We start from the raw sequence: 14,163 nt of genomic DNA, 5'->3' as shown, positions 1-14,163 counted from the left end.
CTGTGCCACTCGTTCAGCGTCCGGGCTATCTGGTTTAAGTTGCCGCCGATCCTGCCGTATTCGGCGGTCAGCTTCCCAACAGCGGCAAGCAGCTCATCATTGACGGGAGAAACGGTTATGATGGGGCGTATGGCTGCCCCGGTTATGGCTTGCCGGATAAACTCGGCTTGGCTCATGTTGCAGGCAGAAAACCTTTCCGCAAACTCGGCATATTCTTCCTCGGTCATGTGTGTCTTGACTACCCGGCTGCGGTGCGGCGTGTTATATCGTTTTCGCATGGTAAAAACCTCCTTTCTGTGCGTGGTGTCCTCTCACTAATAGGAGAAAAACGGGGTGTGAAGCGGAACTGTTTTTGAAAAATCCGAAAAAATATTTTGAGAGATTTTTAAGCGGCGCAAGCCGCATAAGCAGGGTTTGGGGAAGGCACTCCCCAACAAGATTCCCGCAGGGGCAAAATGAGCGAAAAGCGAATTTTGGTACTGCGGTAGAATCTTGCTCTAAAAAACTGCCGGACTGCCGTTCACTTCCTACTGCCACTTTTTCAGAAAATCTATAACCAGCTTTTTCATAAAAGGCTGCGGGCTGGCGTTCTTCCCCTTACTCCCTACAACACCGCAAAAAGCAAAAATGACGGACTTTCCGGCAAGAACTTTTCCGGCGGCTCGGTCTTTCCCGACAATAAGGCGTTTCGGAAGCTGCGTTTTGCCCGCTGTCTAAAAAAATGGCAGCCTTTTTAGCTTCAATGTCTAATACGGAACTTTTGGAAATTTGCCAAAAATGGGCGCAAAAAAAGCAGCAAATCTTTTTCGGATTTACTGCTTCATGTGCTGCTGCGGGGCGGCGGGATATTCAGTTTTTATGTTATCGGTCAAGCCGGAACTTGAACAGGCTTTCAATCAGCTTTGTTCTGATGTAGTCCTCCATATCAGAATTATAATAGCCGTTCATTTTGGAGAAATAGCGGATATACCCGGCATATCGGTCAAGGACAGCTTGTATCGCTATGGAGTCGCCCTCATGTGCTTTTATTATCGTGTCATAGGGGAGAAGTAGGCTACTCATGGGACAGCACCTCCATTTCTTCTTTCAGCCGCTTCAAGGCAAGCTGGATATGTCGCCCGATTGTGCTGCGTGTCCAGCCGCTTTGTTCTCCGATTTCTTTCTGCTTCAAATGCTGGAAGTAATACAAAAAGATTTCCTCCTGCGACTGTTCCGGCAGTTCGGCAAGAGCCGCCGCAAGGGAACAGCTATCTAAAAATATCGTCTGCCCCCGGACAGAAAACGGATAAGTTTCGCCATAGTCCGGCACTTGAAAATACTCGTCTGTGGTGCTTAGTGGAACAAACTTTTCTTCGGTCAGATATTCAAGGGAGATTTCCCGTTTCCACCTTGCCGCCAGCATACGGGCAGCGTCAAAGGACGCATGGCGAATAACAATCCGGCAGTAGATATCATGGGTATAGCGGATATGTTCTTGATAGGCTTCGTATTCAGTCATGGAAAATCCCCCTTTCTTCGATTATGGGAAAGGGCGGCAGCACTTTTGCTGTCGCCCCTTGATTACCCACCAGCAAGGACAGACGGGGCTGTCATACGGCGGGCACAGCCCGTTCATTTTACCGTTGACTGGCTCGACTGGATTTGCTATTTTTAGCGACTTCATTCATCTATGCTTATCGTTTCATCACTTATTGCTGGCTGGTTATTCTGGGTATTGCTGTTGAGGTCTGGAACGCTGAAAAAGACAGCAATAAAAATATTCACAAGAACGATTACTGCTAATATAATGGCAACAATTTTCCAGATACGACGTGAGCGGCGGTTCTTGATTGCCAGTTGCTCGTTTATTCTGGATAGTTGTTCGGCAACATCACTGGCGACATTTTCATTTTCAATTTTCGTACCCAGCAATTCACTGACAGATACCTCTAATATTTCAGCCAGACGAATAAGAGTATCAGCGTCGGGAACGGACAAATTTTTCTCCCATTTGGAGATAGTCTGTCTGACTACATGAAGTCTGGTTGCTAATTCTTCCTGTGAAAAGCCTTTCTGTTTTCTGAGAGTTTTTAGATTTTCACTAAACATGATGTGTTCCACTCCTTTGTCTTGGTAAATCAAAAATAGCATGATAGCTGCTATGCGGCAAGCAATGCAGATTAACATTAGTGCAACTGCCTATAAAATAAGCATAATTCCGCACAAATCACTTGAAAACGAATATTTCTTCAATCGGTGCTTCAACAACTCTTGAAATATCAATCGCCAGTTTAAGTGAGGGATTGTATTGTGCCTTTTCCAGCCGCATAATTGTTTCTCGCCGCACGCCTACCTGTGCCGCTAACTGCTCTTGTGTCAAATCCTTTAATAGCCTGTACTTTTTTAATCTACATTCAAAATCCGGCACGCTTATTCCTCGCTTTCATCAAACTGTTCATCGTTATCATAATGATATAGCAGATATTCGCTAAGGAATATTTCAAGTGCTATGGAGAGAGCTATAACAATAACAAGAGCAATTAAGGTATATTCAAGGTTATCCATGAGCTTTCCCTGTCCCAAAATGAGTATTGCAAGAAAAATAATGGACAGAGAAGTTTTGTTCGCTACACTTTGCGCTTTCATTTTGTTTTCTTTGTATCGTTCATCTATAAGAGTATTTGACATTTTTCCCTCATAGAAAAATCCGAAAAAGCCGAAAAACAGGAAAAACACAAAAGGAAAAATTGTCTTGTCAACGCTGTAAGTCCAAAATCCCAAAAATCCGGCAAATCCTAATAAACCTAAAAAACCCAGTTTGGGATTTATTGTTCTGGTGGATTGCAAGGTTAATTCCCTACGCCTGTTTGTTTTAATAGATTCCAAAAACAACACAACAATATTCACAATATACAAGGTAAGAAGTACGCCGGAAATAATCATAGGCAGGTCTTGCACTCTGAAAACATATTCAGATAAATCCATAGGCACAATAAACCTTGAATTGTTAAATGCTATTGTGTACCATGAAGATATTGCTACCAGCAGAGCGCATATCACGCCCAGGCAAATTGTGAGTTTCGTTCTTTTTTTCATAATGGTGTCCTCCAATGAGATGTATTTATCGCTTTACGAGATAAATATATCACTTCAAAGACTGGCTGTCAATAGGAAAGATACAAATACATCACTTTCCCAAAAATGCTTAGAAAGACAAAAGCTGATATAGGAAAATCCCCACATCAGCTTTTCGTATTGGTCTGTGTTTCGGAAATAGTGGCTGCTGTCTATCAAATTATCATTTGTTACTTTACCGCACATGAGTATTTGCACCTGGGTTGTCATTTCCGTAACCCTCCAAGAGGTTGATAACGCCCCAAATGCCAAGACCTGCTCCGAGAGCGATAACGAGTGTCTGCAAAACTCCTACTGCGCTGTTGAAAAATGCCATAAAAAACTCCTTTCTGCCGCTGTGCGGCTGCCCGAAAAAGGGCATAAAAAACGGCGGTCAGCTTTCGATAACTGCCGCGGTCATAAGTCCCCGCGCTGCGTTTGTTTCTGCTGCGCGGCGGTATTCAGTTGTAAGGGCGCGGCTTCCTGCCGCGATACGCGCAAGGAGTAGGGGCGCGTACCATGTAGCCCGTGTTTATTGTTTTGACTTTATGCTCCCTCCTTTTCAAAAAGTGGTGTGTAGACAGGCATAATGCCGTACTGCCGTTCCCGGACAGCTTCGATATACTTGATATAGGAAATACCCGCCTGTCTTGTCCTGCGTTCCTGTTCCCGCTGCATTTCCTCGGCGGCTTCCACAAGCCCGCTGATAGCTCGGATTAGCTGCTGTTTTGTCTTTTTCTTTCTGATACGCTTGTTCATTCTGTATCCTCCTGCAAATCTGCTTCGTCAACTTCGTAATAGTCAAATACCTCGTCCGGCTTCACGATTGCAGGACGGCGGCGCAAGTGCTTTTCCATGTCAAAGGCGTTATTCTTGTCAAAGTCGGAAAGGTACTTGTACTTCGGGTGTTTGGTAATATCGTATTTTTCGGAGAAGAACGGGCGCACCCCGCGTAGCTGCAAGATACATTTCCCGCCGTCCATGACCGCAATTTCATCTTCGCTCATAAGCTGCTTGCCTAACTTCTGATAGTTCAGCCCGTGGGAAAGCTCCCGTCCTCTTGTTTCGGAAGTGTTGAAGCTGTCAATGGTTTCTTTCCCCAAGATTTCCGACATTTCTTTAAGGGTCGTTTTCTCCTTGCCGCCTAAGAACAGGGTCGTATCGCAGTTGCCGACAATGGTATCGGCGTTGTCCTTGTAGATAGCCTTTAGCTGCGACTGGCTCTGCAAGATGATGGACGCGGAGATTTCGCGGCTCCTTATCGTGGCAATGAGTTTTTCAAACTTCGGTATCTGCCCGATATTTGCAAACTCGTCAAGCAGACAGCGCACATGAACAGGCAGCCGCCCGCCGTACACATCATCTGCCTTGTCACAAAGCAGATTGAAAAGCTGTGTGTAAAGGATTGATACAACAAAGTTAAAGGTGTCGTCGGTGTCGGAGATAATAACAAAAAGCGCGGTCTTTCGGTCGCCTAAGGTGTCAAGCTCCATTTCGTCGGTTTCCATCAGCTCGCGCAGTTCCCGAATGTCAAAGGGGGCAAGACGCGCACCGCAGGAAATGAGGATAGAGCTTCTTGTTTTTCCGGCAGACAGCAAAAACTTCTTGTACTGGCGCACCGCAAAATGTTCCGGGTCTTTTTCCTCCAAGCGTTCAAACATGAGGTCAACGGGGGATTGAAATTCCGGGTCGTCCTCGCGGGCTTCCGACGCATTTATCATTTCAAGCAGCGTCGTAAAGTTTTTCTCATTCTCCGGGGCTTCGTACCAGATGTAGCCGATAAGGGCGCAGTAAAAAAGCCGTTCCGATTTCACCCAAAAATCCTCGCCGGACTTTTCCCCGTCGCCTTTGGTGTTGGCGATAATGGTATTTACCAGTTTCAAAATATCCTTTTCGCTGCGCAGATAGGCAAAGGGATTGTACCGCATGGATTTCTTGAAATTGATGGTGTTTAGCACCTTGATTTTGTACCCGCCCCGCTGCAAGAGCTTCCCACACTCGATTAAAACCGTTCCTTTCGGGTCAGTGACTACATAGCTGCTGTGCATTTGCATTAAGTTGGGCTTTACAAAAAACCTCGTTTTGCCGCTGCCGGAGCCGCCGATTACAAGTACGTTTTTGTTTCGTGCATATTTCGGGTGCTTCGGGCGGCTGCTCATCATCAGCCTTTCGGTCTGCGTCAGCAGCACGTTATTTTCAAATATGGGGTCGATATATGGCTTTATATCCTCGGCATTGCCCCAACGTGCAGAGCCGTACTCCATGCCCTTACGGTATTTCTTTGCGTTCTTGCCTTTCACATAGACCGCAAGCCGGATAACGACAGCCCCGACAATGCCGATAAGCAAATCCATAGGGGCAAAACTCGGCAGGGCATTTGAAAAGGCGGCAGAAAAGCCGCTGCCAATGGAAAGCAGCTTGCCGGAGAGGTCAGCCCCCGGCGAGAGCCGCACCGCCTGTCCGACTTTATCAAAGAGATACACAAAGAGCAGATAGGGGGCGTTTAGGATAAGCAGCTTCTTGATATTCGGCTTCATAGCGACACCTCCCTGTCCTTGTGTTTTGTCTTTTGACGGTTTGCGTTAAGCTGTTTTGCTGCTTCCCGGAAAGCAGACAGAGCTTTTCGGATAGAGGGCTTTTGTTCCTGCGTCAGTTTCCTTGCGGAAAATTCCTTAAATGCTGCGGTCAGAGCGTCCGCGTCCCGCCCCTTGAAAAAGACAAGATAGCTGGGCGGCGTTTCGGTGCTGTCTTTCTTTAGGGCAAAGTCGATACCGTATTTTTTTGCCGTCTGCTCAAAGGCTTTGATATTGCCCTCGGTTATCTCAATGTTGGATAGCCCCGCGTTCTGCTTCGCAAGCTGCTTTAGGGTCTGCTTCCCGTGGGGCTGTTTTTCCTGCTGCTTTTTTGCCTGTGCAAGCATGGCTTTGATTGCCTTTTGCAACATTTCAGCGGTCAGCTTTGCTCCCTTGACAGAGAGCGCAACCACTTTTTCGTTGATTTCATCTTGCAATGTTTACCGTCCTCCTTTCCCGGTAGTAGTGATAGTGTTAAGGTGGTACGCCGCTTTTGGGCGTGAAAAAAGGGCGTCCGTTCTTCACGCCGCCCCGTTAAATCCGCACCCGCAGCCCGTTCAAGTCCTCGGCGCGGATACCTACAAGATACCAGTTGTCCCCGTACTCAATCCGGGTCGGCTTCCATTTGCCGCCTGTGAATACGTCCATGCACTCGCCGCAATGCAAGCCGCCGTAATAGTCGGCAATATCAAAGCGAATATCGTAGCGGTCAGCGGTTTCGTCAAAAATTAAAGCTCCTGTTTTCTGTGCCATGTGGTAAATCCTCCTTTTTTCGTTTTCAGGCTTTCGCCCTCGTTGTAGGTGTAATAGTCCGGGTCGCCGTACTTCGGCTTCCTCGGTGCAAGTGCGCCGCTTGCCATATCGTGAGCGACAAGGGAAGTATAGTAGCTGTCAATGGTAGACGTGGCATTGAAAAGCACCGCCTTTAGGTACTGCTTGATGTTGCGGATTTTCGTGGTGTTCTCCTGCATACAGTCAAGTACAAAGCGGATGTGTTCGCTGTTCAGCTTCATAAACTTTGACTTCACAAGCTCGGCGGGGTAATCGTCCCCGGCAATACGGATTTTCTTTCTTGACGTACAGACCGTTTCAAGGATAATGTCAACAATCTCATTCAGACGGTCATGGTCAAACTTCATATCCTGCAAGAGAATGTCATACTCGATATTGTCCTTGATGATTTCCTCATACACTCTGTAAGCGTCGTTCCTTTCCGTTCTTTTCCGTTCCGGCGGCTGTGCCGCTTCGTCCTCGCCATAAGGCAAGGGATTTAGGGAATGGATAGGAATGGAATGGGTAATTGATAAATCCGTATTTGATTTTTCTTTTTTTGGTAAGTTAGTTCTTGATATATCTTTATTTAATTGCGTTGGATTTTCCGACGTCGGATTATCCGTTGTCGGATTTTCCAATATCGGGTTATCCGCTGTTGGATTTTCCAATACCGGGCAATCCAATTCCGGCGGCTGCGGCTGTTCGTAAATGGTGTACTCGATAGAGGTCATTTTGCCTTTCTCGTCGCGTCCCTGCCGCCTTGTGATATATCCGGCTTTTTCAAGCTCCCAAACGGCGGTACGGATAGCGTCGATACTTTCCCGGTTGATGTAGGACAGCCCCGCAAGGGTGTAGTCCCAATCCTCCGGCAAGGACAGCATTTGAGATAACAGCCCCTTTGCCTTTAAGGAAAGCTCCTTATTGCGTAAGTGGTGGTTGCTCATTACGGTGTAGCCTGTGTTGCGCTCCACACGGAATACTGCCATAGCTTCATCACTCCTTTGCTTTGGATTTGTTACGCAGTAGAACGGTGATTTTGAGGGTTTAGGTATAAATCCCTTGCTGCGTGAAAAACACACCCACAAAGCCGCTTATAGCAAGGCTTTTTCTGCCCCTACTGCGTAACAAAGGGCATGAAAAAAGCGGCGTTCCTGTTCTTCCGTGTGGAAGTGGGAAACGCCGCTTGTGCGGTGCAATATTTAGTTGTAGTACAAACCATGCTTGTCCGTTGTCCGAAAAACCTTGATTTTACTGTGTTTCAAAAAGTATCGTTATCTAACCTCATCTTTCGAGCGTCCGAGCTTCAAGAAGATGCTGGAGGACGTAAAGGCGGGGCGTACTAACTGCATCATTGTAAAAGACCTATCGCGCTTTGGCCGAAATTATCTGGACGCAGGCGAGTACATTGAGAAGATATTTCCCTTTTTAGGCGTGCGGTTCATCGCCGTCAACGACAACTATGACAGCTTTGGTGGGAAAAACGCTTCGGACGAGCTTATCATTCCGTTCAAGAATCTCATAAACGAAGCCTACTGCCGGGATATTTCCGTGAAAGTCCGCACCCAGCTTGAGGTCAAGCGCAAAAGCGGCCAGTACATCGGCGCATTTGCCGTGTATGGCTATCTGAAGGACGACGCAGATAAAAACCATCTGATCGTAGACGAATATGCCGCAGATATCGTGCGGGACATCTTTTCGTGGAAGCTGGAGGGCATGAGTCCGCAGGACATTGCCGCCCGCCTGAACCGCAACGGGGTGCTCTCGCCTATGGAATACAAGAAATCTCTCGGCATGAAATTCGCCACTTCCTTCAAGGCGAACCCACAGGCGTTATGGTCGGCCAATGCGGTGCTTCGTATCCTGAAAAATCCGGTCTATACCGGCGTGCTCATTCAGGGCAAGGAGACCACCCCAAGCTACAAGGTGCGAAAGCGTGTCACAAAGCCGGAAAATGAATGGGCGGTCGTTCCGGATACACACGAGGCTATCATTGAACGCCGGGACTTTGACAGCGTGCAAAAAGCGCTCTCACTGGATACCCGCCGCAGCCCCGGCGACAGCGCCGTCCAGCTTTTTAGCGGCATGGTGTTCTGCGGCGAGTGTGGTGCAAGCATGGTGCGCAAAACTATCCCCTCCGGCAATAAAAAATATGTCTACTATGTCTGTGCGGCGCACAAGCAGGATAAATCCTGTTCTCCCCACCGGATGCGTGACGAGGCACTTGCAGATATCGTGCTGGAAACGCTCCGGCAGTATATCCTGGATGTGGTAGACCTGGACGATATTCTTGCCATGACGGACACCGCCCCTTTGAGAACCGCAGAAGCTCAGAAGGTACAGCGTCAGCTTGACAAGAAGCGCTCGGAATATGAGCGGCTTCAGAAGCTGCTCATGTCGCTGTATGAAAATCTTGCAGACGGCATTATCGACCGGGACGAATACGCGAGGCTCAAGCAGAACTACGCAGGGCGCTGCGCCGAGTGCGAAAAGCAGATGGAAACCTTGCAGGAGACCATCACGCAGATCAAAGAGCACGGCGGCGAACACCGGGAGTGGATGGCGCAGTTTCGGGAGCATTTGAACATTACGGAATTGGAGCGTAGCATCGTCGTGGCGCTGATCGACCGCATCCTTATTTATAAGGACAACCGCGTGGAAGTCCGCTTCCGCTTCGCGGATGAATTTGCGTGGCAGACGGATATCCTGCGCCGGTCACAAATCAGAGAGGTGGTATAAGTGGCAAGAACCAAACGAAAGACAAATCCGGTCATTCCGGCAGCGGAGGCTCCCGCACAGGCACAGAAGCAATACCGCGCTGCCGCCTATGCCCGCCTTTCCGTGGAAGACAGCGGCAAACCCGGCGCGGATACCATCGAGGGACAGAAAAACCTCCTGCTGCGGTTCGTCGAAAATGACCCGACGCTCACTCTGTATGGGCTGTTTTGCGATAACGGGCAGACCGGCACGGACTTCCAACGGCCTGAGTTTGAAAAGCTCATGGAAGCGGTCAGGCGCGGAGAGGTAGACTGCATCGTGGTCAAAGACCTATCACGTTTTGGCAGAAACTACAAGGAGACCGGCAACTATCTGGAGCGCATTTTTCCGTTTCTGGGCGTGCGCTTCATCGACGTTAACGACGGCTTTGACACGCTTACTGCCCAGCGGGGCGCGGACGGTTATCTGGTTCCGCTGAAAAATCTGATCAACGAGGTCTACAGCAAGGACATTTCCAGGAAGTCCGGCTCGGCTCTGGCGGCAAAGCAGAAGAACGGCGATTTCATCGGCGCGTGGGCACCCTACGGCTATCGCAAATGCCCGGACGACCCACACAGGCTGGAACCGGATGAGGCAACGGCTCCCGTTGTCCGGCAGATATTCCGGTGGCGTGCCGAGGGCATTGGCGTCACGCAGATCGCAAGGCGGCTCAATGACGAGGGCATACCCTCACCCTCTGCCTATCTGTACAATACCGGCGCGTGCAAAACAGAAAAGTACAACGGCGTGATCTGGTACGTTCAGACGGTCAAAAACATCCTGTCCCGGCAGGTGTACATCGGGCACATGGTGCAGGGCACAAAGCGGCAGTCCTTTTATGAGAATCGTGGCCAGTACATGAAGCCCAAAGAGGAATGGATCGTCGTGGAAAATACCCACGAGCCGCTGATCGACCGAGAAACCTTTGGTAAGGTGCAGGCGCTTGCCCAGCGCAAAAAGGCAGAATACTTTGAAAACCTCGGCAGGTTCACGCATCTGAAAACCACTGAAAACATCCTCAAGGGGCTGGTCTACTGCGCCGACTGCAAGCGTCCGCTGGTGCGGTACAAGAATGTGAGCCATGAAAAAAAGCTGTGGTACACGTTCATCTGCCAGACGCATACCAACGACATCGCAAGCTGCCCCAAGAAGAATATCCAGGAGGATGTTTTGATCCCCATGATCCTGCAAGCCATCCAGACGCAGATTGCCCTCGCCGCTGATATGGAAGCGCTCATCCGCAGGGTAAACAGCTCTCCCAAATACAGAAAGCAGACTGCGACGCTGCAAGGCAGGCTGGACGCGGCGAAAAAAGCGCTTACGAGATACAACGGCTTATATGACAGCCTTTACCAGAACTATGTGGATAAGCTCATGACCGAGCAGGAGTATATGACGCTGAAACGCCGCTACAAGGCCGAGGCAGAAGAAGCGGAGCGGCTGATCGAAACGCTGACCCGCCAGCAGGCGGCAGAAGCGGCGCACACACCGGAGAACCCTTTCCTTGCGGCTTTCGGCAGCTTTCGGGATGCGGATACCCTGACCAGAGAAATGGCGCAGGCACTGATCCAGCGTGTGTATGTGGACGGAAACAGCAATATCGAGATCGTATTCCGCTACCGGGACGAATACAAGGAACTCTGTACATATCTGGAAGGGAGGAACGTTGACGTATGAGAACGGCAATTTATCTTCGCATATCCAGCGAGGATGCGGATTTGAGAACCGGCGAAAAGGACGAATCCGAAAGCATATCCAACCAGCGCAGCCTCCTTCGGGAATATGTGTCCAGCCACGCAGACCTGTCCGATTCTGAAATGCTGGAATTTTGTGACGACGGCTGGAGTGGTACGAATTTTGAGCGTCCTGCGGTAAAGGAGCTTCTGGAGCAGGTCAGGCGTGGGCAAATCAACTGCATCCTGGTCAAAGACCTTTCCCGTTTTGGCCGTGATTACCTCACCGTGGGAGACTATATTTCCCGCGTGTTCCCGTTCCTCGGTGTGCGCTTCATTTCCGTCAACGACGGTTTTGACAGCAGCAACCCGCTGGACATTGATAGCCTCGATACCTCGTTTCGGACGCTGATCTATGACCTGTACAGCCGCGACCTCTCCCGCAGAGTCAAAAGCGCAAAGAAGGCCAGAGCCGAGCGCGGGGCATTTCTCAGTCCTTATGCGCCTTATGGATACGTCAAAGACCCGGAGGACAAAAATCATCTTCTGGTAGATGCCGAAGCCGCCGACGTAGTACGGCGCATCTTTCAAATGGCGGCGGACGGCGCAAAAACGTGGGAGATCGCGGCGGCGCTGAACGGTGACGGCGTAAGCTCTCCGAAAAACTACAAAGTCGAGGCAGGCTGCACAAGAGCGCCGTGGCGCAGTATTCAGGATGAAAACTTCTGGACGGCCAGTCTAATCGCAAAATTCCTGCGGGACGAACGCTATATTGGCAAGACAGTGTTCGGAAAACGGAGCCGGGACATTGTAGGCAGTACGCACACGGTTAAAATCTCCCGCAACGACTGGATCGTTGTTCCTGACAGACATGAAGCCATTGTGCCAGAGGCTCTGTTCGAGAAAGCACAGGCCGTTATGCGGGAATACCGGGAATATGAGGTGACTTCTGGCAGCGGCAATCCGCTGAAACGCAAGGTGATATGCGGCGTATGCGGCCACGCCATGCAGCGGGACAGCAGAAAGAACGGCTCCTACCGCTGCATCACCAAAAGGCTGAATACCGGCTTTGACTGTTCAGAGGATAGAATCCCGGAGGCCGATATTCTGGAAGCTGTGATAGACACCATACAGGTCTACGCCCAGTACGCGGTCAGCATAGATCGGCTCCTGCAAACAAGGCAGTCACAGCGGGTGCTTGACCGAAAACAGGCGCAGCGCCGCTTGCGGACGCTCCAGAGCCGGAAAGCCCAGCTTGACGAGCGGCTGCAAGACATCTATGAAAGGTTGGTAGAGGGTGAAATTTCCCGTGAGAGCTTTGCCGCGCAGAAGAAAGCCCTGACGGCGCAGGCGGAGGAAATCTCCCGCACGGTCTTGGAGCTGGAGCGAAAGATGAGCAGCAGCGACGACAATAGCAACGCCGTAATCGAGCATTTCAAAAGCTATGCCGGGATTACGGCGCTTACCAAAGAAATCTCCACTGATCTGCTGCACTCCGTCACCATCTACCCGGACGGGCGCATGAATATTCGGCTGAACCTTGCCGATGAGATCAAAGCTCTGATGGAAACCTTGCGCCGGGAATCCTGCACGGCGTGAATTTGTTAGTCCTTTCTGTACAGCAGCCGATGAGGGAATCACAGGAACTTCAGTGGCTAAGCGGGATGACTTCCAGCGGATGATGGCGGATTGCCGTCGGGGCCTGATCGACCAGATCCTTGTCAAGTCTATCTCCCGCTTTGCCCGCAACACCAAAGACTGCCTTCAGAATATCCGTGAACTGAAAGAGTTGGGTGTCAACGTCCGATTCGAGCATGAAGGTATCGATACTGTCAATGTGAGCAGTGAGCTCATCACCGCCATCTACGCTGCCTTCGCCCAAAAAGAGAGCGAGTCTATCTCGGGAAATATGCGATGGAGCTATCAACGCAGGATGGAAAGCGGAACATTTCTTCCACCCTCCACACCTTATGGTTATAGAATCGTAAATAAAAAAATCGAAATCGACCCTGAACGGGCCGTGATTATCTGCAAAGTATTCCAGTGGTATCTTGATGGCATCAGTAAAGAGCAGATCGCCCACAAGTTAAATAAAGCTGGTGTACTTAGTAATCAGAATAAAGCATGGCGAGCTGGTGGAATCCACTACATCCTCACAAACGAACGGTATATTGGTGATTCTTTATGGCAGAAGACCTATACAACTGAAACAATTCCTACGGTTCGGCACAGAAATACAGGGGCGCGTGAGCAGTACTATGTAGAAGGAACTCATCCTCCTATTATTTCGAAAGAAGTCTTCATAAAAGTTCAAACACTTATCCAAATAAGAAAGGAAAACTATGGAAAGTCTCCCTCGGAGACGATTCATCCTTTCTCAAGAAAGGTTATCTGTGGGTGTTGCGGGACAGTGCTGCGAAGGAAACCGCAAAGAGGTAAATACTACTGGTGCTGTATGAGACACGATGCGAATCGTGAAGAGTGCCCGTTAATGCCAATTTCCGAAACAAACCTATATGAATCCTTCTACCGCCTATACTATAAGCTGAAGCATCAGAGCATCCCCATTCTGGAACAGATGCTTATAAACCTCCAGATGATCCGCAATCGCAAAATGCTCTGGAGTCCTGACATCGTTGCCCTGAATAAAAGAATATCAGATCTATCCAGTCAGAATCAGACATTGGCCTTTCTCAAGCAGCAGGGCCTTGTTGATCCTGACATTTTTATATCCAAAACCAATGAGCTGACCAAGCAGCTCCGGCAGGCCAAGCTGGAAAAAGAAAAGCTGGTGGATGCCGAGAGCGACATGACCGCCCTGCAAACACGAGACTTAATAGACCTCCTGGAAGGTGGGCCGGAAATCCTCGACAGCTTTGACACGGAACTGTTTGGTGAACTCGTTGAGAAAATTATCATAGAAAGCAACGACTCCGTCCGCTTCTGCCTGAAAAATGGACTGGAGCTACGGGAGTCCATAGAGAGGACGGTGCGGTGATGGGAAACCGGAAGCAGCCCTTCGGCTACAAGATGTCTCTGGGTGAGATCGTCATACAGGAATCAGAGGCGAAACTTGTGCAGGAGGTTTTCCGCCGATACATTGCGGGAGAATCATTGAATGAGTTGACCGAGGCGCTTCGCCAGCAGGATATCCCATACGACGAGGGACGGCTCTGGAATAAAAATATGATCGCCCGTATTCTGGCGGACACACGCTACACCGGGGAGAAAGGATATCCCAAGCTCATAGATGAGGAGCAGCTCATCGCAGCAAACGAAAAACGCTCAAACAAGCC

At 49.6% G+C, this 14,163-nt stretch carries 17 protein-coding genes and 2 pseudogenes; 7 read left to right on the top strand and 12 right to left on the bottom strand.

The features are described from left to right. The 12 genes and pseudogenes from LKD37_RS14615 to LKD37_RS14560 all read right to left on the bottom strand — a co-directional run. The coding region (locus tag LKD37_RS14615) for a plasmid mobilization protein (RefSeq protein ID WP_349048654.1) at positions 1-278 on the bottom strand (278 nt) is incomplete at its 3' end. Positions 279-861: 583 nt separating this feature from the next. Further along, on the bottom strand, positions 862-1,062 hold the full coding sequence (locus LKD37_RS14610; RefSeq protein ID WP_302929862.1) for a helix-turn-helix domain-containing protein: 201 nt from the start codon (positions 1,060-1,062) through the stop codon (positions 862-864). Beyond that, positions 1,055-1,498 (bottom strand): RNA polymerase sigma factor, encoded by a 444-nt coding sequence (locus LKD37_RS14605; RefSeq protein ID WP_302929861.1) that lies wholly within the window; start codon positions 1,496-1,498, stop codon positions 1,055-1,057. The genes LKD37_RS14610 and LKD37_RS14605 overlap by 8 nt, the downstream gene beginning before the upstream one ends. Before the next feature lie 161 nt (positions 1,499-1,659). Then, positions 1,660-2,088: a helix-turn-helix domain-containing protein gene (locus LKD37_RS14600; protein ID WP_302929860.1), complete on the bottom strand. Its 429-nt coding sequence runs from the start codon at positions 2,086-2,088 to the stop codon at positions 1,660-1,662. Between the two features lie 118 nt (positions 2,089-2,206). Next, on the bottom strand, positions 2,207-2,407 hold the full coding sequence (locus tag LKD37_RS14595) for a helix-turn-helix transcriptional regulator (protein ID WP_032747079.1): 201 nt from the start codon (positions 2,405-2,407) through the stop codon (positions 2,207-2,209). Positions 2,408-2,409: 2 nt separating this feature from the next. Beyond that, positions 2,410-3,075 (bottom strand): DUF2178 domain-containing protein, encoded by a 666-nt coding sequence (locus LKD37_RS14590; protein WP_050540877.1) that lies wholly within the window; start codon positions 3,073-3,075, stop codon positions 2,410-2,412. A 226-nt stretch (positions 3,076-3,301) separates the two neighbouring features. After that, positions 3,302-3,430, bottom strand: a pseudogene (locus tag LKD37_RS14585) (Maff2 family mobile element protein); the annotation flags it as partial. A gap of 209 nt (positions 3,431-3,639) precedes the next feature. Next, positions 3,640-3,852, bottom strand: a complete 213-nt coding sequence (locus LKD37_RS14580; RefSeq protein ID WP_302929859.1) for a condensin complex subunit 2 — start codon at positions 3,850-3,852, stop codon at positions 3,640-3,642. Beyond that, the gene (locus LKD37_RS14575) at positions 3,849-5,630 is read right to left on the bottom strand and encodes a VirD4-like conjugal transfer protein, CD1115 family (protein WP_302929858.1); all 1,782 of its coding nucleotides are present in this window, start codon (positions 5,628-5,630) and stop codon (positions 3,849-3,851) included. The genes LKD37_RS14580 and LKD37_RS14575 overlap by 4 nt, the downstream gene beginning before the upstream one ends. Then, entirely contained in the window at positions 5,627-6,103 is a 477-nt protein-coding gene (locus LKD37_RS14570; RefSeq protein ID WP_302929857.1) for a PcfB family protein, read from the bottom strand. Before LKD37_RS14570 ends, LKD37_RS14575 begins: the two co-directional genes overlap by 4 nt. Positions 6,104-6,200: 97 nt before the next feature. Further along, complete coding sequence (locus LKD37_RS14565; RefSeq protein ID WP_005422968.1) at positions 6,201-6,419, bottom strand: DUF5348 domain-containing protein; 219 nt, start codon at positions 6,417-6,419, stop codon at positions 6,201-6,203. Beyond that, positions 6,395-7,492 (bottom strand): DUF6017 domain-containing protein, encoded by a 1,098-nt coding sequence (locus LKD37_RS14560; RefSeq protein ID WP_441448475.1) that lies wholly within the window; start codon positions 7,490-7,492, stop codon positions 6,395-6,397. The genes LKD37_RS14565 and LKD37_RS14560 overlap by 25 nt, the downstream gene beginning before the upstream one ends. An 81-nt stretch (positions 7,493-7,573) precedes the next feature. On the opposite strand from LKD37_RS14560, the gene LKD37_RS14555 reads away from it, so the two are divergent. The 7 genes and pseudogenes from LKD37_RS14555 to LKD37_RS14525 form a co-directional block, all read left to right on the top strand. Further along, the gene (locus LKD37_RS14555; RefSeq protein ID WP_302929856.1) at positions 7,574-7,783 is read left to right on the top strand and encodes a hypothetical protein; all 210 of its coding nucleotides are present in this window, start codon (positions 7,574-7,576) and stop codon (positions 7,781-7,783) included. Then, positions 7,752-9,176 (top strand): recombinase family protein, encoded by a 1,425-nt coding sequence (locus LKD37_RS14550; RefSeq protein WP_302929855.1) that lies wholly within the window; start codon positions 7,752-7,754, stop codon positions 9,174-9,176. Before LKD37_RS14555 ends, LKD37_RS14550 begins: the two co-directional genes overlap by 32 nt. Then, a complete protein-coding gene (locus tag LKD37_RS14545; RefSeq protein ID WP_302929854.1) occupies positions 9,177-10,871 on the top strand; it encodes a recombinase family protein in 1,695 nt (564 codons plus the stop codon). Beyond that, complete coding sequence (locus LKD37_RS14540) at positions 10,868-12,466, top strand: recombinase family protein (RefSeq protein ID WP_302929853.1); 1,599 nt, start codon at positions 10,868-10,870, stop codon at positions 12,464-12,466. The genes LKD37_RS14545 and LKD37_RS14540 overlap by 4 nt, the downstream gene beginning before the upstream one ends. Before the next feature lie 34 nt (positions 12,467-12,500). Continuing rightward, a pseudogene (locus LKD37_RS17860) lies at positions 12,501-12,800 on the top strand (recombinase family protein); the annotation flags it as partial. After that, positions 12,777-13,865 (top strand): recombinase family protein, encoded by a 1,089-nt coding sequence (locus LKD37_RS14530; protein ID WP_306414497.1) that lies wholly within the window; start codon positions 12,777-12,779, stop codon positions 13,863-13,865. The pseudogene LKD37_RS17860 and the gene LKD37_RS14530, both read left to right, overlap by 24 nt. Continuing rightward, positions 13,865-14,163 (top strand): recombinase family protein (locus tag LKD37_RS14525; RefSeq protein ID WP_302929852.1); only part of this gene is annotated, 299 nt, incomplete at its 3' end. The genes LKD37_RS14530 and LKD37_RS14525, both read left to right, overlap by 1 nt.

The sequence above is a fragment of the Brotocaccenecus cirricatena genome (assembly GCF_020687045.1).
Lineage (GTDB): Bacteria > Bacillota > Clostridia > Oscillospirales > Oscillospiraceae > Vescimonas > Vescimonas cirricatena.
This window is presented reverse-complemented; position numbering and strand designations above follow the sequence as displayed.